Source organism: Heyndrickxia sporothermodurans (assembly GCF_003055045.1).
Taxonomy (GTDB): domain Bacteria; phylum Bacillota; class Bacilli; order Bacillales; family Bacillaceae_C; genus Heyndrickxia; species Heyndrickxia sporothermodurans.
Map to the genome: position 1 here is coordinate 40,064 of NZ_NAZB01000045.1, position 20,248 is coordinate 60,311.

Annotated in this window: 15 protein-coding genes; 10 read left to right on the forward strand and 5 right to left on the reverse strand. The window is 38.4% G+C overall.

The window, feature by feature from the left end; all coding sequences use genetic code 11:
• Window positions 1-62: 62 nt before the first annotated feature.
• Both B5V89_RS15920 and B5V89_RS15925 read left to right on the forward strand, forming a co-directional pair.
• Window positions 63-1,625 carry a fatty acid--CoA ligase gene (locus tag B5V89_RS15920; RefSeq protein ID WP_108072930.1) on the forward strand — a complete coding sequence of 521 codons (1,563 nt, stop codon included), beginning with the start codon at window positions 63-65 and terminating at the stop codon, window positions 1,623-1,625.
• 57 nt (window positions 1,626-1,682) lie between these two features.
• A complete protein-coding gene (locus tag B5V89_RS15925; RefSeq protein ID WP_108072932.1) occupies window positions 1,683-3,299 on the forward strand; it encodes a long-chain fatty acid--CoA ligase in 1,617 nt (538 codons plus the stop codon).
• 50 nt (window positions 3,300-3,349) lie between these two features.
• Here the strand turns inward: B5V89_RS15925 and B5V89_RS15930 are convergent, their stop codons facing one another.
• Entirely contained in the window at window positions 3,350-4,210 is an 861-nt protein-coding gene (locus B5V89_RS15930; RefSeq protein WP_066227557.1) for a MurR/RpiR family transcriptional regulator, read from the reverse strand.
• Window positions 4,211-4,566: 356 nt separating this feature from the next.
• Here B5V89_RS15930 and B5V89_RS15935 point away from each other — a divergent pair, with 356 nt between their 5' ends.
• The gene (locus B5V89_RS15935) at window positions 4,567-5,910 is read left to right on the forward strand and encodes a GntP family permease (RefSeq protein WP_066227554.1); all 1,344 of its coding nucleotides are present in this window, start codon (window positions 4,567-4,569) and stop codon (window positions 5,908-5,910) included.
• A 125-nt stretch (window positions 5,911-6,035) separates the two neighbouring features.
• Window positions 6,036-7,574 carry a gluconokinase gene (gntK, locus tag B5V89_RS15940; RefSeq protein ID WP_107921088.1) on the forward strand — a complete coding sequence of 513 codons (1,539 nt, stop codon included), beginning with the start codon at window positions 6,036-6,038 and terminating at the stop codon, window positions 7,572-7,574.
• A 158-nt stretch (window positions 7,575-7,732) separates the two neighbouring features.
• On the opposite strand, the gene fdhD is transcribed toward gntK, so the two are convergent.
• From fdhD to B5V89_RS15960, 4 genes are all read right to left on the reverse strand, one after another.
• On the reverse strand, window positions 7,733-8,533 hold the full coding sequence (gene fdhD / locus B5V89_RS15945) for a formate dehydrogenase accessory sulfurtransferase FdhD (RefSeq protein ID WP_066227548.1): 801 nt from the start codon (window positions 8,531-8,533) through the stop codon (window positions 7,733-7,735).
• Window positions 8,534-8,621: 88 nt separating this feature from the next.
• On the reverse strand, window positions 8,622-10,976 hold the full coding sequence (locus B5V89_RS15950; protein ID WP_108072934.1) for an FdhF/YdeP family oxidoreductase: 2,355 nt from the start codon (window positions 10,974-10,976) through the stop codon (window positions 8,622-8,624).
• 20 nt (window positions 10,977-10,996) lie between these two features.
• Window positions 10,997-12,259 (reverse strand): L-lactate MFS transporter, encoded by a 1,263-nt coding sequence (locus B5V89_RS15955; RefSeq protein WP_108072936.1) that lies wholly within the window; start codon window positions 12,257-12,259, stop codon window positions 10,997-10,999.
• 215 nt (window positions 12,260-12,474) lie between these two features.
• Window positions 12,475-12,939, reverse strand: a complete 465-nt coding sequence (locus tag B5V89_RS15960) for a hypothetical protein (protein WP_066227541.1) — start codon at window positions 12,937-12,939, stop codon at window positions 12,475-12,477.
• A 185-nt stretch (window positions 12,940-13,124) separates the two neighbouring features.
• Here B5V89_RS15960 and B5V89_RS15965 point away from each other — a divergent pair, with 185 nt between their 5' ends.
• From B5V89_RS15965 to B5V89_RS15990, 6 genes are all read left to right on the forward strand, one after another.
• Window positions 13,125-14,042 (forward strand): DUF1002 domain-containing protein, encoded by a 918-nt coding sequence (locus B5V89_RS15965; protein ID WP_066227538.1) that lies wholly within the window; start codon window positions 13,125-13,127, stop codon window positions 14,040-14,042.
• A 451-nt stretch (window positions 14,043-14,493) separates the two neighbouring features.
• Window positions 14,494-16,200, forward strand: coding sequence for a peptide ABC transporter substrate-binding protein (locus tag B5V89_RS15970; protein WP_244913521.1), 1,707 nt, complete (start codon window positions 14,494-14,496; stop codon window positions 16,198-16,200).
• Between the two features lie 74 nt (window positions 16,201-16,274).
• The gene (locus B5V89_RS15975) at window positions 16,275-17,204 is read left to right on the forward strand and encodes an ABC transporter permease (RefSeq protein ID WP_108072937.1); all 930 of its coding nucleotides are present in this window, start codon (window positions 16,275-16,277) and stop codon (window positions 17,202-17,204) included.
• Window positions 17,204-18,133: an ABC transporter permease gene (locus B5V89_RS15980; RefSeq protein WP_108072938.1), complete on the forward strand. Its 930-nt coding sequence runs from the start codon at window positions 17,204-17,206 to the stop codon at window positions 18,131-18,133. Before B5V89_RS15975 ends, B5V89_RS15980 begins: the two co-directional genes overlap by 1 nt.
• Before the next feature lie 35 nt (window positions 18,134-18,168).
• A complete protein-coding gene (locus B5V89_RS15985; protein WP_108072939.1) occupies window positions 18,169-19,170 on the forward strand; it encodes an ABC transporter ATP-binding protein in 1,002 nt (333 codons plus the stop codon).
• A gap of 16 nt (window positions 19,171-19,186) precedes the next feature.
• Complete coding sequence (locus tag B5V89_RS15990) at window positions 19,187-20,188, forward strand: ABC transporter ATP-binding protein (RefSeq protein ID WP_108072941.1); 1,002 nt, start codon at window positions 19,187-19,189, stop codon at window positions 20,186-20,188.
• Window positions 20,189-20,248 lie beyond the last annotated feature (60 nt).

A 20,248-nucleotide genomic window follows, 5' to 3' on the forward strand; every position in this document is an offset into this window, starting at 1 on the left:
GCCTGGAGCGGAAATCAGCCGTTATTGAAGATAATAAATAAAAGAAACAGGGAGGTTCGTTTATGTCGACAACAATAGGAAAGCTTTTCGATCTAACAGTAAAAAAATACCCAAACAAAGAAGCATTGTTTGATGTAAGAAGAAACAGAAGATTTACGTATAAAGAATGGAGTGAACGCGTGAATCAACTAGCGAACGCCCTCATCCACGAGGGGATTCAAAAAGGAGATCGAGTATCAACCTATCTTTTTAACAATGAAGAAATAGCAACAGCCGTTTTTGCCTGTGCCAAAATTGGCGCAGTGATTAATCCGATAAATTTCAGGCTGATGTCCGAAGAAGTAGCTTATATTTTAGACGACGCAAAACCGAAAGTGGTCCTTTTCGAACAGGCTTTAGCATCAACCATTACCTCTATTGAAAGCCGTTATCCTCACATTTCGTTTTGGTTTATTGATGATCAAACACCATCCTATGCAGCCAACTATCAAGAGAAAATTCAAACTGAACCTACAACTTTAGAAGACTACCAAATAGAAGAATCAGACATTTACGCCATTATGTACACGAGCGGAACAACAGGCCGACCAAAGGGTGTCATCCATCGTCATCGAGAAATCGTTGAACAAAGTCTTATTATTATAAGTGCGACTAAGTTACATGCAAATGATCATGGGCTTGTCACTGCACCGATGTTCCATTGTGCAGAACTACACTGTGCACTCATTCCACGAATTCATGTGGGAGCTAGAAATACGATTCTCCACCAATTCAATGCATCTAAAGTTCTTCGGCTAATTGAACAAGAAAAAATCACTAAGCTTTTTGCAGCACCGACGATGTGGAACATGCTTTTACAAGAGGATTTGGAAAAGTACAAACTGGACAGTTTGGTACTAGGACTTTACGGTGCAGCTCCAATGGCACCAACACTTGTTCATGCTTGTCATAAACAGTTAGGGATTTCGCTTGTTCAAGCATATGGAATGACCGAAATGGGACCAGCGATTTCTTTCCTTTTAGAGAATGATCAATTATCAAAGGCGGGTTCTGCGGGGCAAGCGTGTTTAAATCATGATATCCGTATTGTAAGGCCGAATGAAAATGGACCATCAGATCCGGATGATGTTGTCCCAATAGGGGAAACAGGCGAAATCATTGTTCAAGGCCCATGTATGATGGGCGGCTATTTTGAACGTGATGAAGCGACGGAATATGCCTTATATAAGGGATGGTACCATTCTGGTGATATTGGCTATTTAGATGAAGACGGCTATTTGTGGGTGAAGGATCGAGTGGATGACATGATTATTTCCGGTGGAGAAAATATTTATCCTCGTGAGGTGGAGGATGTTCTTTATGAGCATTCCGGCGTGTTAGATGTAGCGGTTATTGGAAGTCCTAATGAGCATTGGGGAGAAATAGTGATTGCATTTGTTGTAAAGAAAGACCCGGATGTAACTGAAACTGCCTTGGATGAATGGTGCATAAATAGTGACCATCTTGCGAATTATAAGCGGCCAAGAAAATATATATTCTGCGATGTCCTGCCTAGAAATGCTAGTGGAAAAATTCAAAAATTTTTATTGAGAGAACAGTTAAAGGAAGAATCACAGAACATATGAGAAACACAAATGTACTTGTAATCTAATTAAATCAAATAGATAAAGGGGAAATGTGACATGATGCAGGTGCCATTAACAGTAGGTTCATTGTTAGAGAGGGCTGAAACATTTTTTCCAAAGAAGGAAGTCGTTTCAAGAACTTTGTCGGGGATCCATCGCTTTACGTACAAAGAAATTGGTAGGAGAACTCGCAGACTTGCAAGTGCTTTAGAAACACTCGGAGTGAAAAAAGGCGATCGGGTTGGAACTTTAGCTTGGAATCATCATCGCCATTTGGAAATTTATTTTGCCGCGCCTGGAATTGGAGCTGTTTTACACACGATTAATCTTCGACTTTCGCCTGAACATATTTCCTATATTATTAATCATGCGGAAGACGAAGTATTATTCGTAGATGAGGATATTCTTCCTCTCGTTGAAATGGTAAAAGATTCTCTTACTACTGTGAAGGCATATATTATCATGACAGATCAGGATAAATTACCAACTACTACATTAGAGCCTGTATATTCTTATGAAAGATTGCTTGAAGCTGGTGATCCGGAGCATTCTTTCCTACAGGATATTAATGAAAATGACCCTGCAGGAATGTGTTATACATCAGCAACGACTGGGAATCCGAAAGGGGTTGTATATTCACATCGAGGAATTGTATTACACAGCTATGCATTAGGGTTAGCTGATACTACTGCAATGTCTGAAAAGGATATATGTATGCCAGTTGTTCCTATGTTCCATGTTAATGCTTGGGGAATGCCTTTTGCTGCAACATGGTTCGGATCTAAGCAAGTCTTACCAGGTCCGATGTTTACGCCAAAGCTGCTTGCTCAACTTATTGAAAATGAGAAGGTCACAGTCACAGCTGGGGTGCCGACAATTTGGTTAGGACTATTAAATGAATTAGAACAAAATCATTATGACACTTCTTCATTACGAAGCATTCTTTGTGGTGGTTCGGCAGCTCCAATGGCCATGATTAAAGCGTTCGAACAAAAATATAATATCCCATTTTTACATGCCTATGGGATGACTGAAACAACCCCGCTAGCAACAATTTCGACACTTAAAAGCTATCAAGAAGATATAGATGAAGAAGAGAAATTAAACATTCGCTCGAAGCAAGGTCTACTTGTACCTGGGCTACAAATGAAAGTCATCGCGGGAGATAATGAGGTGAAATGGGACGGGAAAGAAATGGGTGAATTATTAATTAAGGGTCCGTGGATTGCAGATGAGTACTATAAGGATGAACGAACAAGCGAATCTTTTAAAGATGGCTGGCTCTATACAGGTGATGTGGCTACCGTAGATGAAGAGGGAAATGTGAAATTAGTCGATCGGACAAAGGATTTAATAAAGAGCGGGGGAGAATGGATTTCTTCAGTTGACTTAGAAAATGCATTGATGGCCCATGAAGCAGTATTTGAGGCAACGGTAGTCGGAGTACCACATCCAAAGTGGCAAGAACGACCGATTGCATGTATCGTATTGAAAGATGCTTTTAAAGGCAAGGTAGAAAAACAAGAAATATTAGATTTCATTGCCCCGCAATTTGCGAAATGGTGGATGCCGGATGAAATATTATTTTTGGATGAAATTCCGAAAACATCGGTAGGGAAGTTTTTGAAAAGAGAGTTAAGATCGAGGCTAAAGGATTACTTTGTTGAAATTTAAAAGTTTGAAAACCAACTGTTTCCTTAATAACAGTTGGTTTTCTATTTGTTTTATAACTTTTTAAGAGAGATTGCTTCTCTCATTTTTTGCAGTGATTCCTTCCCTAAATTATCTTGCTTCGCCATTACATTTACATAAAGGGCATCAATTATACTTAATTGGGCAATACGAGAGGACAATGCCTCGGATCGATAGTCTGTTTCTTGGGAAGCTGTAAATAGGGGAATATCTACTTTTTGGCTTAATGGCGATTTTGCAAAATTTGTAATTCCAATTGTTTTTGTCCCATTCTTTTTAGCGATGTCCAGGATCTCCATCATGTCCTTTGTAGAACCTGAGTGGGAGATAAGAATCACCAGATCTTGATCAGTTAGCTGTGAGGCAGACATAATTTGAAAATGTGAATCAGTATAAGCCGAAGTTTGAATGCCAGTACGCAAAAATTTATGATGAGCATCCATAGCAATGACCCCTGAGCCACCAATACCATAAAACTCAACCTTTCTTGCCCCCATTATTAGTTCGGTCGCCTCCGTGAAACGATTTTCATTAAAAATATGAAGGGTATCCTCTAATGTTCGGATATTCGCTTTGAATACTTTTTCGGCGATTTCCTTTTCGTTATCACCCTCTTGAATCGTTTCGTGAATATTTTTAATCGGTGCAACAATTTCTGAAGCCAAAGCGATTTTCATAGATTGAAAGCCATTAAACCCTATCCGCTTGCAAAAGCGAAAAACAGTAGCATCGGCTACAAATAAATCATCGGAAAGTTGATTAATTGTTGAATGAATGATTTTTTCAGGATGTTCTAATATATAGTCGGCTATTATTTTTTCTTTTTCGCTAAATTGTGGATACATCGTACGAATCCTTGGTAAACAAGGGAATTTTTGAATTTGTGTTCCCATTTAAATTACACCTTTCTAAGCTGTCTTTTCTTCTATTGTAATATAAATGAAAGGAGAAATGTAAACGGTTTCGAAAAAATTTTAGTAAAGTATTGGGAGATTCATTGAAATAGGGTATCTAGTCTGCTTTTTCTTCTATTTGTTAATAAGTTAGGGAATTATTTTTCATAAAAACTATTGAAATAAAAAATATTTATCGTAAAATAGAATTATATTGAAAAAATATTTCTTTCAAGTGAAATGAAACCGTTTTAATAGGGACGTTTCTTTTTACATGAAAAATGTAAACGATTGCTTCTTCAAATTAAGAACACAATCACTATAAAACTAAACATCTAGATTTGGAGGATCGAAGAATGACAGGTCATGATATAAGTTTATTAGTTTACACATTATTAGCCATTATCTTTTTGATTTTTATGATTGCGAAAGTAAAATGGCATCCGTTCGTTGTGTTATTATTAACATCAGTTATTCTAGGAATGTTAGCCGGAATGAAACTTCCTGATGTGGCGGATGCAATACAGAATGGGGTAGGGAATACATTAGGTTCCATTGCTGTTATAATAGGTCTTGGGACGATACTTGGGAAAATGCTGGCTGAGTCTGGCGGAGCTGACCAAATTGCGAATACGTTACTAAATAAATTTGGCGAAAAGAAAGTCCATTGGGCAATGATGATTGTTGCCTTTATCGTTGGGATTCCGGTTTTCTTTGAAGTTGGACTAGTTTTATTAATTCCACTTGTGTATACGGTTGCAAGAAGGTCGGGAATGTCCATATTGAAAATTGGGATTCCGATGGTTGCGGGATTATCGACTGTACACGGATTGCTTCCGCCACATCCTGCACCAATGATTGCTGTAGAAGGATTAGATGCAAATGTTGCAAGAACAATCTTATATGCATTGATTGTAGGTATTCCTTCTGTTATTATTGCCGGTCCTATTTTTGGCTCTTTTATCGCCAAACGACTTGGTCATATAGAAATGTCTAAAGAATTGTCAGAGCAATTTTCGAAAAAGGAAACAAATAAATTACCTAGCTTTGGGGTAACTATTTTTACGATTCTTTTACCAGTCATTTTAATGTTAATTGGTTCGATAAGTGGTGTATTACACGAAAACAAGGTACTTGCAGAATGGAGCGCTTTCCTTGGAAAACCAATTGTCGCTTTATTAATTTCAGTGATTGTTTCCTTCTTTACGCTTGGGTATGCAAGAGGATTTAATAAGAAGCAACTTTCCAGCTTTATGGGTGAGTGCTTAGCACCGACGGCTACAATTATTTTAGTTATTGGTGGAGGCGGTGCCTTCAAAAATGTATTAATTACGAGTGGGGTAGGAGATGCTATTGCTAATCTTGCTACGAACACACATATTTCACCGATTCTATTTGCATGGTTAGTCGCTGCATTAATTCGTGTAGCAACGGGATCAGCATCTGTCGCAATGACAACCGCTGTCGGCATCGTTGCACCGGTGATTGCAAGCACACATGGTGTCAATACAGAGTTAATTGTTTTGGCCATCGGTTCAGGTTCATTGATTTTATCCCATGTAAATGATGCAGGTTTCTGGATGGTGAAAGAATTCTTTAATATGAGTGTGTCCCAAACTTTAAAATCATGGACAGTTATGGAAACGCTACTTTCTATCGTTTCACTCATTATCGTGTTATTACTAAGTATTTTTGTATAATTAAAGTATGATAAATCCCACGTCAGATTTTGACGTGGGTTCTTGTCGATTTTTTAAAGGGAGTCGCGGATATCGTGAAATTCCGTACTGCTTGCGAAGCAAAAACTAATTTGAGGTGAATAAACATGGCACAGTCCTATATGATGGGTGTAGATATCGGAACAACGAGTACAAAAGCGGTTCTTTTTACTAAGGAAGGCGAAGTAGTCGATACATTTTCAAAAGGGTATCCATTACATAATCCAACTCCTTCGATCGCTGAACAAGATCCGGATGAAATTTTTCAAGCAGTAATTATTTCAATTCGTGAGTTGATGAAGTCAAGTGGGATTCATAAAGAGGAGTTAATGTTTGTATCTTTTAGCTCGGCAATGCATAGTGTCATTGCGGTTGATGGGCAAGGGAATCCTCTGACAAAAAGTATTACGTGGGCAGATAATCGAAGTGTTAAGTATGCGGATGAATTGAAGGCGTCTAAAAGAGGGTTAAATTTATATCGAAGAACTGGTACGCCAATACATCCGATGTCACCAATCACGAAATTAATTTGGTTACGAAATGAACATTCAGAAGTGTTTAATAGAACGAATAAATTTCTAGGGATTAAAGAATACATCTTTTATAAAATGTTTCATCAATATGTGATGGATTATTCATTAGCTTCAGCAACGGGGATGTTTAATTTAGAAACATTAAAATGGGATAAAGAGGCATTGGAAATTGCCGGGATTGACGAAAGCAAGCTACCCGCTCTTGTTCCAACGACACATATTTTAAAAAATTTGGACAGTGGGCTGGCTGGTCAAATGAATATTTCCGTAGACACACCATTTGTAGTAGGGGCAAGTGATGGTGTTCTTTCAAATTTAGGACTTAATGCGATTAAACCGGGTGTTCTCGCAGTCACGATTGGTACAAGCGGTGCCATACGGACAGTTAGTGATAAACCTTTAACCGATCCGAAAGGACGAACCTTTTGTTATGCTTTAACAGAAAACCATTGGGTTGTTGGCGGGCCAGTTAATAACGGTGGAGTGACGTTCCAATGGGCTCGTGATCAGTTTGGGCAATTAGAGGTACAAAGGGCAGAGGAAAATGGGGAAGATGCTTATGAATTGTTAACAGAAATGGCTGAAAAGGTGGCACCGGGAGCGGACGGCTTGATTTTTCATCCTTATATGGCAGGGGAACGTGCGCCAATTTGGAATGCTGATGCACGGGGTTCTTTCTTTGGTCTTGCTTTATACCATACAAGGGCACATCTTGTTCGTGCTATCCTTGAAGGGGTTATGTACAATCTGTATAGTGTAATGCTAGCATTACAAGAGCTAATTGGTGAACCGAAGAAAATTCATGCAAGTGGCGGCTTCGTTCGATCTAAGCTATGGCGGCAAATCATGGCTGACGTGTTTGGAGGACCTGTTACCATTCCGGAAAGCTATGAAAGTTCGTGCTTAGGCGCAGTCGTATTAGGTTTATATGCTATTGGGGAAATCGATCGATTAGAAGTAGTTGAGGACATGGTTGGCACAACAAACGATATCGAGCCAAACCCCGAAAATGCTAAAATCTACGAAGAACTCATGTCCATCTTCCTATCCATCAGCAGAAAAATGGAAGAAGACTACCACAGAATCGCCCAATACCAACGCAAAATCAAATAAGGTGTCACAAATAAAGTGTCAGGCACCGTTTTGGATAATGGGAAAAATGCTTCCATAACCCAATTCGGTACCTGACACCATTTTGGTTATGACGAAAAAGGTTGCATAAATCCAAATTGGTGCCTGACACCGCTTTGGTTGTGGAGAAAGATGTTGTATTAATCCAATTCGGTGCCTGACACTCTTTCTGGGTGGGTGTAGATGTTGAGTTGGTTTTTTCGGATGAATCCGATTATGGTGATGCCGAGGTCGTTGGCTAGGTCGATTCCTAGTGATGTCGGTGCGGATTTGGATAGGATGATTCCGATACCGATTTTGGCGACTTTTAGTATTACTTCGGATGACAGTCTGCCGCTAAAGGCGATGATCTTATCTGAGCGAGTGATTTTTTCTTTCAGGCAATAACCATATAGTTTGTCGAGAGCGTTATGTCTGCCGATGTCTGTGCGGTTAATAATCATCTCATCGTTCGTGCATAGGGAAGCGTTATGGACGCCGCCTGTTAACCGAAAATCAGCGGATTGATGTTGCAACATATTCATTAAGTGGAAGCATTTTTCAAGCGTAATCGTAGTTGTGTTCGTGATCGTTTTCGCTGTTCGCACGTCATTGTGAAAATAAAATTGCCGACTTTTGCCGCAGCAAGATCCAATAAATCGCTTAGAATATAAATCCTTATTAATTACCTTCTTATTCTTTAAATTTACATAGGCAAAACCATGATTGTCATCGATCGAAATTGACGCAATTTCAGAGTGGAGCCGAATAAGCCCCTCCGATGCGAGAAATCCTATAACAAGCTCCTCGAGGTGGGTAGGGGAGCAAACAATCGTTGCAAATTCCTCTCCATCGACATGAATGGTTAATGGAAACTCGATTGCGATATCATCTTGTACACTTGATAATGTTTCCCCATTGTATTTGACGATCGTATATGGCTTTCTAACTTTATTGTCCATTGGTAAAACTCCACCCCACTCACTTTCAATGTCCTCTCAAACGTAGCTAATTTCTAAAACAAAGGAAATCAGCATTCCTGCCGATTTCTTAACTAATTTCCACTTCTAAATCCTCGATTCGTTTCTCCATATATTTCGTATCCTTATGTGCATGGAAAGATTCGGCTTTCTCAACGATTACAGCGGTATTGTATTCAGGTATTCCCGCATATTGTTCATAGACTCCCTTCGGAATAAGAACATTTCCCTCAGGCCAGAACACAAGAAGGTTTCCGCGCTGAGTTTCTGCGAATTTTGCCCGACCGTGAAAATAGCCGTACTTATTGTACATAACGATTGCTTCTCCTTCAGCAATGTTTAATTCAGAAGCATCCACCTCATTTATTAAAACATCATAGCGATCGGCATTGTTAAACGAATCTTTTTCATTATAAATCATCGAATTAAATTGTTTTCCTCTTCGTGTCGTCACGTAAAAATGACCTTGTGGCTTGCGAAGCTCAGGTATTTCTATAGGGAGTAATTGTCCTTTGCCATCTTCGGTAGGACAAATTCCATCCTCACATAACCATGCACCACCCCATTGGAACACATCGCCTTTTTGATGTAAATGTTGGATTCCATCATAATTAGGGTTTGCCTTAGCAATCTCCTCACGAATTTGTTCTGCGCTAGAAAAATTCAAACATTCCTTTGCTTCGGCAGGTTTAATTCGCGCAGCTAAATCAACATAGATTTCCCACTCCGATCGTGCTTCCTCAATTCTTGGTCCTTTAATTTCCGGTGAAAAATAAACCATTCGCTCGGTAGAAGTGGAGGTTCCTCCACCTCGTTGTTCATATCTTGTCATCGCCGGTAAAACAATCACTTCTTCTTTCGCCTCAACTAAAGTAGAAGTATTAAAAATAATATCTTGATGGACACGAAGTTCAACAGATTCTAAACATTCCTTCACAAACGCAGGATCAGGCATCGTTTCTAAAAAGTTCCCACCTGAAGTGTAAAATACTTTCAGTTTCCTTTCATGATCATCCGGGAGCATTGCGTTTTCAATCGAAACTCCAACAATATCGCCTTGCCATTTAGGAATTTCAAATCCCCAAATCTTTTCCATTCTTTCGATGTTTTTATAGTCAAAATCTCCCCCAGGCAAAGCAAAAGGGTCTGCTCCCATTTCACCTGAACCTTGAACTCCCGAATGTCCGCGTATCGGCATAACTCCACAATGTTCACGACCAATAAATCCACGGAGCATGGCGAGATTAGCAACTTGTGAAATATTATCTGTTCCAAACCGATGTTGGGTAAGCCCCATGGACCAAACAAATACGGCACTATTTGCTTTTGCTAAAACTTCAGCAAATTCACACATCCGTTCCTTAGTTAGACCGGAGGATTTCTCAAGCAACTCCCAATCTTGCATTACGACGTGGGCTTTTAATTTTTCAAGCCCATTCGTATGTTCCTCCACAAATTGATGAGCAATCGCCGATCCTTTTTCTTCCTCTTCCATTTCAAACCAATGTTTCATCACCCCATTCATAAAGGCGATGTCACCACCAATATTGACTTGATAAAAATCATCGGCAATTTTCGTTCCAAATAATGCGGAGTCAGGAATGGATGGAACCCAATATCCATCCATAGCCGGTTCACGATAAGGATTGATTACAATTATTTTCGTTCCTTTCCGTTTCGCTGCATACATATATTTCGTTGAAACGGGTTGATTGTTAGCAGCAACTGATCCCCAAAAAATAAGGACATCCGTACCGATCCAATCTTGATAATTACAGCTGGATGCACCAATTCCTAATGAACGCTTTAATGCTGTTTTACTCGGTGAGTGACAAATTCTTGAGGCGTTATCAATATTATTCGTTCCGAGAAAGCGTGCCATTTTTCCAGCTGTATAATACACTTCATTGGTAATTCCTCTTGATGTTAGGAAGAAAGCGAGCTGTTTTGGATTAATTGCCTTTATTTTTTCAGCTATTCGATTTAATGCTTCATCCCATGTAATTCGTGTAAATTTTTTCTCGCCTTTTTTTCTTGAAAGAGGGTAAGGGATTCGCCCAAGCTTTCTTAACTCTGCACTAGTAAACTTTTGCAGCTCTTCTATGTTACTATGAATCACTGATTCTTCCATGGCAGGCATTGTATTTAAACGAAGAACATTTAAGCGGGTTGTACAGAGATGTGGTCCTGTTAATGTTTGGTCACGAAGACCAGCCACGCCTAATGCACAACCATCACAAACCCCTTGGGTTAAAATCCTTGATGCATACGGAAGATTATCTCGGTTTTCCCATAAGACTTTCATCGTATCACGAATATGCTTCGGCTTAATCTTCCCCAGCCCAAAAGGAATTGGGCTTACCCAAAGCTTTGGATCGGGTGTTTTTGGTAACTTTATCGGTCCTTGATGCTTAGTTTTTCCCATCTTTTCCACCTTTCTTTATATTAAATATGTGAAGCGGTATTAGATGATTGACGGATTTTGTTTTCTTTTAATTTTTTTATGTCTATACGAATGACTAAAGAAATAATGAAGGCGAGTACGAATAATCCCGAGAAAAAGGTGAGGCTATTGGCATAGCTGCCAGTAACATCTTTAATCCATGCTGCAAATAAAGGTCCTGCCAGGCCGGCTGCGGCCCAGGCGGTTAAAATGTAGCCGTGGATTGCACCGAGTTGTTTTGTGCCAAATAAATCTCCAATAAAGGCAGGAATTGTAGAAAATCCACCACCATAACATGTATAAACAATGGCTAACATGATTTGGAACAGGATAGATATCGTTGTATGTGGTAATAGGGCAAAAAGAATAATTTGTAAAATAAAGAAGGTTGTATACGTATTTGCACGACCAAAGTAATCGGAAATAGATGCCCAACCTAAGCGACCGAAGCCATTGAACAAACCAAGAATCCCTACAAGTGCAGCAGCTTCTGTTGTGTTTAGTCCAATACTTTCTTGAGCTAACGGTTTTGCTGCCGATAATATGGCAATCCCGCAAGTCGTGTTAATGAACAACATAATCCATAAATAATAAAATCTTGTCGTTTTAATTGATTCATTTGCTGTTAATTGTGATAAATCTGTAACGACTTTCTTCTGTGCATTTTCCTTAAATCCTTTTGGTTTCCAATCTTCAGCAGGTTTTTCAAGATAAAGGGAAGATAAAGTCATAATGATGAAATAGGCAACACCTAAAATGAAAAAAGCATTAGCAATTCCGAATGATTTTATAAGGGCATCCATAATAGGGCTGCTGATCGCTGCAGCAAATCCAAAACCCATAATCGCAAGCCCTGTAGCAAGGCCGCGTCGATCAGGGAACCATTTTACTAATGTGGAAACAGGTGTAATATATCCGACACCTAAACCGATCCCACCTAATACCCCGTAAAAAAGGTAGATTAGAGGTAAGGAGCCGGCATGAACGGCAAATCCTGAGCCGAATACACCCACCCCAAAAAAGATGGAGGCAAGCAATCCGGCTTTTCTTGGCCCATGCTTTTCAACAAAATGTCCTAAAAATGCCGCAGAAAGCCCTAAAAAGAGAATCGCAACACTAAATGTCATTTGCACCTGACTAGCTGACCATCCAAACTCATTCATGAGTGGGTTAGTGAAATTACTCCATGCATACACAGAGCCAATGCAGATATGAATTCCGACCCCGGATAAGGCAATCAACCACCTGTTTTTTGTTTTTTTCATGAAACCCCTCCAATTTTCTTTTATGTTCTATATGTATTCTTAGAACATCTATCTATGAAGAAAATATGAACAATGATATATTCAGAGTCTATCCAATGGAGTAGGTGTCAATTCTTTGTTTTTATACTATCATGAAAACGCTTCCAGATGGCGGAGTATTTTAATATTTTGATAAAAACAAAATCACTAGCAGCTATCTACCATGCTAGTGATTCTTATTTTTTGTACGCCCATAGGATATACCATTTATCCTTCTCCTCTACCACATACACATCTTGATGAATTGTAAACACGCCAAACTCACTTTTAAATGTTTGTGTAATCGGTACTTGATACGTGTTTTTAAACTTTGGACTTTCTTTCGAAAATGTCCAGCTCTTAAGATGATGGGCTTTCCCGACTGTATAGGAAAAAGTTTTTGCGCCAAAATCTTGCATGAAAACATGGGCACGTCTTTGTATATAATCTTCCTGCGAAAACTTTTTCTTCATCAATGGATGAAAAAGAGTCCAAGAGCCACCGAAATTCCCGGATTTCTCGTATTGGTAAAAGTCTTCTACTAAACTTGTTGCCCGGTCTTTTGATGATTGCGAAAAGATGACATATAATAATAGACACAGCAAAATAATAATAAGGGTGAAAACAATGATTTTTAAAGCGGGTTTACGTTTTCTTCTCATACTCTCATCACCTACTAAATTAGTATGTGGATAATGAAAGAATTATGACGGGCCGTCCCAATCGGTAAAAAATGAAACTTAAATAAAATGAAAAACGTCTAATAAATAGCCCTTCGAAATAGATTTACTTAAGACAACCTTCAAAACATGGAAGGGCTATTTAAGACTTAAAGGAGCAGAATAAAATGTTAAAACGAATAAGTAAAATAGTTCTTATTGCGGTTTTTATGTTAGGAATAGGCATGAATAGTGTGGCAAAGGCATCTAGTAATGATAACAGTGACAGCATTAATGAAAAATTCGGCTTGCCGATTGTTGTCTACGGTGAAAAACTATCTGCCGACCAAAAGCAAAAAGTAAAAGAACTACTAAATGTAACAGACAGCAGCCAAGTAAAAGAAGTTACAGTAACAGCGGCCGATCTTGTAAAATATATAAATGGCGATCCAAATTCTAATCTGTATTCCTCAGCAAAAATTACAAGAAAAGAAAAAGGGGAAGGTCTCGCCATTTCAATTGTTACTCCCGACAATATTACAGAGGTTACCGACCAGATGTATGCAAATGCGCTTCTTACAGCGGGAGTAGAGGACGCGGATGTGGAAGTGGCTTCACCAATAAAGGTTAGCGGTCATTCAGCGCTAGTAGGTATTTACAAAGCATATGACAAAGGCGGCGGTGATCTTAACAAAGATCGAATGGAAGTAGCTAACGAAGAACTTGGTTTAGCAACAGACTTAGCGAAAAAAGACGGAATGGACCAAGAAAAGGTCACACAACTACTAACGGAAATTAAAGAAGAAATAGCGAAACAAAAACCAGCTACAAAAGAAGATATCGAAAAAATTATCGATGATAAGCTCAAATCATTAAACATTCAATTAAGCCCGGAAGATCGCGAGCTTCTAGTAAAACTATTTGATAAAATGCGAAATCTGGATATTAATTTTGATAATGTAAAGAGTCAACTTGGAGATATCGCAAATGATATTAAAAAGAAACTACAGGATGCAACAGGGGACAAAGGATTTTGGCAAGGAGTAGCCGATTTCTTTAAAAAGATTTTTCAAGCGATCGCTGATTTCTTTGGAAGTCTATTTTAATAATAGATAGTAATCTATAAAAAAGATTGGTCATAATTAAGTTGGCCAATCTTTTTTTGTGAACAATTATACCAATAGTTGTAAAAATAATAAGCAGATGTTACTAGTGTTTTTTGTGATACATCTAAATATTCGGTTTATATTCAATTTTCAACAAATTTTGAATAAATTATTGACAGATAATTTAAATTTACTGTATATTTTGATATATCATAGGATAAAAAAATCAAAATTTTTATCCGAAGTATGGGTCGCGTGTCCAAAGTACTATCAATTTTGAATTGATAGTTGAATGTTTCGTCTGCCGAAAAGCTTTTTGAGAAAAATTTTTCTCACTTCGGAATATAGATGGGATTATTCTAATAGTTTTATTATTAGGCATGTCGACTCATATCCTATTGGAAAGTCAAAACTGACTTTCCTAAACAAAAAGAAATAGGGGGGAAAGAGCTTGAAGAAAAAGTCTTTTTATTCATTTTTTGCGGTTTTTCTAGCAGCAATGTTAATGCTAGCCGGCTGTTTCGGAGGGAAGGAAGAAACAGCAAAGCCAGCAGATGGTGACAGTGGCAAAAAAACTGAAGAAAGCAAAGGAACAAAAGTATTAAGGCTGAATAACACGGAAGAACCTGGTGCCCTTCATCCGGGAAAAGCGCAAGGAACACATGATTCATGGGTATTAGAGGGTACTTTTGAAGGTCTTACAAAGAAAACACCAGAAGGCAAAATTGTTGAAGGTATGGCAGAAAAATGGGAACCAAGCAAAGATGGCTTAAAGTGGACATTCCATTTAAGAGATGGAATTAAATGGTCAAATGGAGATCCAGTTACTGCAGAGGATTTCGAATATGCGTGGAAATATGCATTGAACCCAAAAACAGCTTCGGACTATGCTTACCAACTATATTATCTTAAAGGTGGATCAGAATATAATAATTACAAGCTAACGAAATCAAAAGATCCAAAAAAATTAGCAAAACAAGATAAAGAGTTAAAAGCTTTAGAAGATAAAGTAGGAGTTAAAGCAACTGATGACAAAACATTGGTCGTAACTCTTTCAGCACCAACAGCATATTTTCTTGATTTAACAAACTTCTATACTTATTATCCGATTAATAAAAAAGTACAAGAAGCAAATCCAAAATGGTATACAGAGGCATCATCCTACGTTTCAAATGGTGCATTTAAGTTAACAGAATGGAAGCATAAAGAAAGCTTAAAGCTTGAAAAGAATGAAAACTATTATGACAAGGACAACATTAAACTTGATGAGGTAGATTTTGCAGTAATCGATAATGAATCGACTGCATATCAAATGTATCAAAATGGAGAACTTGACATGGTTTATCCTATCCCACAAGACGTTCTTCCAACGCTCAAAGATAATAAAGAATTTCATAACAGTCCGGATTTAGCGACTTATTACTATAATTTGAATAACAATAAAAAACCTTTTACTAATGCAAAAGTTAGAAAAGCTTTATCAATGGCAATTGATCGTAAAGCCATTGTTGATAGTGTAGCGCAAGGTGGACAACAGCCTGCATATTCAGTTGTACCTCCAGGTATCCCTGAGGATGAATCTACTGATTACCAAAAAAAGGGTGGAGATCTATTTAGTGAAGATGTAGACCAAGCGAAAACGCTACTTGCAGAAGGGCTTAAAGAAGAGGGAATGAGCAAGATGCCAAAATTCTCAATTCTTTATAACACTAATGAAGGTCATAAAAAGATTGCAGAAGCTGTCCAACAAATGTGGAAGAAAAACCTAGGTGTTGATGTATCACTCGAAAATGTCGAATTCCAAGTGAAGATTGACCGTGAGCACGCTGGAGATTATGAGGTTTCCCGTGCAGGCTGGATTGGAGATTATGTAGACCCAATGACATTTATGGATTTATGGGTATCAACTGGTCCACAAAATGATGCGAAGTTCAATAACAAAGAATACGATAAATTAATTGATACAGCTAAAAAATCTATAGATAATGAAGTTCGTATGAAAGCAATGCATGATGCGGAAAAAATTCTAATGGAAGAAATGCCTGTAATCCCTGTTTATTTCTATACAAAACCTTATGTATTAAAAGAAAATGTTACAGGTTTCTTCACACCGATCAATAGATACCCTCAATACATCTATGCTGATATTGAGAAATAAAAAACACAATTAAAAGCAGTTGGTATGTCCTTAAAAGGCATACCCTGCTTTTTCTTAAGAGAGGGTGAATAAAAATGTTGAGATATTCCTTAAAACGATTAATGTGGGCTATTGTGACGATTTGGGCGGTTACCACGATTACTTTTATTATTATGCATAACATTCCAGGAAATCCGTTTGCTAAAGAAGGAACAATGCCTGAAGCGGTACTTAATAACCTCAAAGCGTACTATAATTTGGACAAACCTAAAATAGTACAATATTTCTTATATATAAAAGGTTTGCTTCATTTAGATTTTGGACCTTCAATAAAATCTCAATCAATAACAGTTAATGATTATATCCGAAATGGATTTCCTATTTCACTGCACTTAGGTCTTCAAGCAATGGTTATTGCTATACCGTTTGGTTTATTTTTCGGAGTAATTGCAGCAATTTTCAAAAACCGTTGGCCGGATTATCTTTCTATGATACTTGCAATCATTGGTATTTCTGTACCAAGCTTTATTTTAGCTACAATATTAATCAATTATTTTGCAGTAGAGTGGAAGATATTCCCTGTTGCTACTTGGAAATCGTGGGCCCATACTGTTTTGCCATCTGTCGCCTTAGCAGTATCTCCAATGGCTTATATTGCAAGACTTATGCGCTCCAGTATGCTTGAAGTACTTGGTCAAGATTATATTTTGACTGCAAAGGCTAAAGGATTAGGCAAAAGCATGGTTCTTATCAAGCATGCAATTAGAAATGCGATTCTACCGGTTACGACCGTATTAGGGATATTAATCGCAAATGTTGTGACGGGAAGCTTTATTATTGAAAACATCTTTGGAATACCAGGCATGGGAGAAATGTTTGTAAAAAGCATTTTCAACCGTGATTATCCTGTAATCCTTGGTTCGACTGTTTTCTATAGCGCCATTCTAATCTTTCTCATTTTTATTGTGGACATTGCTTACACATGGATTGATCCAAGAATTAAAGTGACAGGGGAGAGTAAATAATGGCAAATGAATTAAAGTTATCAGAAGAGTTGTTCTTACCGGCGGAGGATAATTTCAAAGAAGCTGAGAAAATTGCTCGCCCCACGACATCCTATTGGGCGAATGTATGGAGACGGTTGAAAGGAAATAAATTGGCCTTAGTTGGATTAGTCATTATTATCCTTTTAGTCATAATGGCGATTATTGGGCCGCATTTGAACGGCTATAAATACGATGAAATGGATTTTACCCAGAAAAATGTGAAACCGAATGGGGAGCATTGGTTTGGTACAGATTCATTAGGTAGAGATTTATTTACTCGTGCATGGTCCGGGGCAAGAATTTCCTTATTTATTGGATTAGCTGCAGCTTTAATTGACTTTATTATAGGGGTTTTATACGGTGGGATATCTGCGCTTAGAGGGGGAAGAACCGATAATGTGATGATGCGAATTGCAGAGGTTTTGTATGCGATTCCATATTTACTAATGGTTATTCTCATTATGGTTGTTTTTCCAGAACAAGGAAGAGGAATGTTCTCGATTATCATTGCGATGACGATTACTGGATGGATACCCATGGCAAGGCTTGTACGTGGACAAGTATTGCAGTTGAAACAATATGAATATGTACATGCATCAGAAGTAGCAGGCGGTAAAACATCTTGGATTTTAAGAAAGCATATGATTCCAAATACAATGGGTCCGATTCTCGTAAATATTACATTAACTGTTCCGACTGCGATTTTTGGTGAGGCAACGTTAAGCTTTCTTGGCTTAGGAATTCCTGCTCCACAGGCTAGCTGGGGTACATTGGCAAGTGATGCACTTCAAAGCATCCTCGTTGGAAACTTTTATCAGCTTGCATTTCCAGCAATTTTAATTTCTTTAACCATGTTTGCCTTCAATGTCTTCGGTGATGGTTTAAGAGATGCGCTTGATCCGAGATAAAGTGGGGTCAAATATGAGAAAAGGAGGAACACATCATGGGTAATTTACTAGAAGTTAAAGACTTACATGTTTCCTTTGGGACCTATGCGGGTGAAGTCCAAGCGGTTCGAGGAGTTAGTTTTGAAGTGAAGCAGGGGGAAGCGATTGCGATAGTAGGGGAATCGGGTTGTGGGAAAAGTGTCACAGCCAAATCGATTATGAAACTACTATCCACTCCACCAGCTAAATATAAAAGTGGATCGATTTTATTTAATGGACAAGATTTAATTCCTAAAAGTGAAAGAGAGATGCAAAGGATTCGAGGGAATGATATAAGTATGATTTTCCAAGATCCGATGACCTCTTTAAACCCTACGAGTAAAGTAGGAAGCCAAATAATGGAGGCTGTTCTTCAGCATAATAAAGTTACACGAAAAGAAGCATGGATGGTTGCAAAGGAAATGCTCGAATTAGTAGGAATTCCACAGCCTGAAAAAAGATTGGATCAGTATCCGCACGAATTTTCAGGTGGAATGAGACAAAGGGCGATGATTGCGATGGCACTCGCTTGTCGACCGAAACTACTAATTGCCGATGAGCCAACAACCGCACTAGACGTAACGATCCAAGCACAGATATTAGAGCTGATGAAAGATCTGCAACAAAAAACAGAAACTTCTATTATATTAATTACACATGATTTAGGTGTTGTTGCGGAGATGTGTGATCGGGTGATTGTTATGTATGCCGGAAAAGTAGTAGAGACAGGAACTGTTGAGGAAATCTTTGAAAAGCCACAGCATCCGTATACAAAAGGGTTATTAAAATCTGTTCCGAGATTGGATATGAACAAAAATGAACCGCTTGCACCAATTGTTGGTACACCGCCAGATTTATTAGAGCCGCCAAAAGGATGTTCTTTTTATGCGAGATGTGAGTCTGCGATGAGAATTTGCAAAGATTATTCACCAGAGCTGGCAGAGGTAGCAAAAGGTCAAACTGCTGCATGCTGGCTCCATCATCCAATGGCCACCATGAAAAAGGCTAGTGGTAAATAGTGAGGAGGAGATTTAGATGAATTCGAAAACAATTGAGACAAATGATACGAACAAGACGAGCACTCTTACTCCTCTTATCGAAGTAAAAAACTTAAAGAAGTACTTCGGTTCTGGTGATCAGGCGTTGAAAGCCGTAGATGGAATTAACCTAGATATCTACCCTGGGGAAACGGTTGGACTAGTTGGAGAAAGTGGCTGTGGGAAGTCGACGGCAGGCCGGACGATTATTCGTTTATATGAGGCAACGGAAGGCGAAGTTTTGTTTAAAGGTAAAAATATTTATGAGAATAATAGTAGTGAAATGGCCAAGGTACGTAAAGAAATACAATTGATATTTCAAGATCCGTATGCTTCCTTAAATCCACGAATGACCGTTGAAGAGATTATTGGTGAACCAATCGCAATTCATGGATTATTACACGGAAAAAAGAAACGTGAACGTGTATTAGAATTATTAAAGCTAGTTGGACTAGATCCAGAACATATCCACAGATTTCCACATGAGTTTAGTGGTGGACAACGTCAACGGATTGGAATAGCCCGAGCATTGGCATTAAATCCTAAATTCGTCGTTTGCGATGAACCGATTTCAGCTCTAGATGTTTCGATTCAAGCGCAGGTCGTTAATTTACTTAAAGATTTACAGAAAGAGATGGGGCTGACGTATTTATTTATCGCGCACGACCTATCGATGGTTAAATATATTTCCGATCGTATCCTTGTTATGTATTTAGGGAATATGATGGAGCTTTCGGAAAGCGAAGAATTATATAATGAACCCCTACACCCGTATACTCAAGCACTGCTATCAGCAGTACCGATCCCGAACCCTAAATTAAAAAGGGAAAGAATTGTTTTACAAGGGGATGTACCAAGTCCAATTAACCCGCCAAGCGGCTGTGTCTTTAGAACACGCTGCATGCACGCCATGGACATCTGCGCACAAAAGAAACCAGAATGGCATGAAGCAAAACCAGGACATTTCGTGAGCTGTCACTTGTATAATAAAAATAATTAAAAGCAAAAAAACTGAGACATAATGTCTCAGTTTTTTGTTTAAAAGAGGCTGGGACATAAC

What these genes read in the sequence shown, in the direction of transcription:
- B5V89_RS15955 (WP_108072936.1), bottom strand. Translation starts at nt 12,259, where the DNA reads ATGAAAAAAACAAAAAACAGGTGGTTGATTGCCTTATCCGGGGTCGGA.
- B5V89_RS15965 (WP_066227538.1), top strand. Translation starts at nt 13,125, where the DNA reads ATGTTAAAACGAATAAGTAAAATAGTTCTTATTGCGGTTTTTATGTTA.
- B5V89_RS15935 (WP_066227554.1), top strand. Translation starts at nt 4,567, where the DNA reads ATGACAGGTCATGATATAAGTTTATTAGTTTACACATTATTAGCCATT.
- B5V89_RS15960 (WP_066227541.1), bottom strand. Translation starts at nt 12,939, where the DNA reads ATGAGAAGAAAACGTAAACCCGCTTTAAAAATCATTGTTTTCACCCTT.
- B5V89_RS15990 (WP_108072941.1), top strand. Translation starts at nt 19,187, where the DNA reads ATGAATTCGAAAACAATTGAGACAAATGATACGAACAAGACGAGCACT.
- B5V89_RS15975 (WP_108072937.1), top strand. Translation starts at nt 16,275, where the DNA reads ATGTTGAGATATTCCTTAAAACGATTAATGTGGGCTATTGTGACGATT.
- B5V89_RS15985 (WP_108072939.1), top strand. Translation starts at nt 18,169, where the DNA reads ATGGGTAATTTACTAGAAGTTAAAGACTTACATGTTTCCTTTGGGACC.
- B5V89_RS15925 (WP_108072932.1), top strand. Translation starts at nt 1,683, where the DNA reads ATGATGCAGGTGCCATTAACAGTAGGTTCATTGTTAGAGAGGGCTGAA.
- B5V89_RS15950 (WP_108072934.1), bottom strand. Translation starts at nt 10,976, where the DNA reads ATGGGAAAAACTAAGCATCAAGGACCGATAAAGTTACCAAAAACACCC.
- B5V89_RS15920 (WP_108072930.1), top strand. Translation starts at nt 63, where the DNA reads ATGTCGACAACAATAGGAAAGCTTTTCGATCTAACAGTAAAAAAATAC.
- gntK (WP_107921088.1), top strand. Translation starts at nt 6,036, where the DNA reads ATGGCACAGTCCTATATGATGGGTGTAGATATCGGAACAACGAGTACA.
- B5V89_RS15930 (WP_066227557.1), bottom strand. Translation starts at nt 4,210, where the DNA reads ATGGGAACACAAATTCAAAAATTCCCTTGTTTACCAAGGATTCGTACG.
- B5V89_RS15980 (WP_108072938.1), top strand. Translation starts at nt 17,204, where the DNA reads ATGGCAAATGAATTAAAGTTATCAGAAGAGTTGTTCTTACCGGCGGAG.
- fdhD (WP_066227548.1), bottom strand. Translation starts at nt 8,533, where the DNA reads ATGGACAATAAAGTTAGAAAGCCATATACGATCGTCAAATACAATGGG.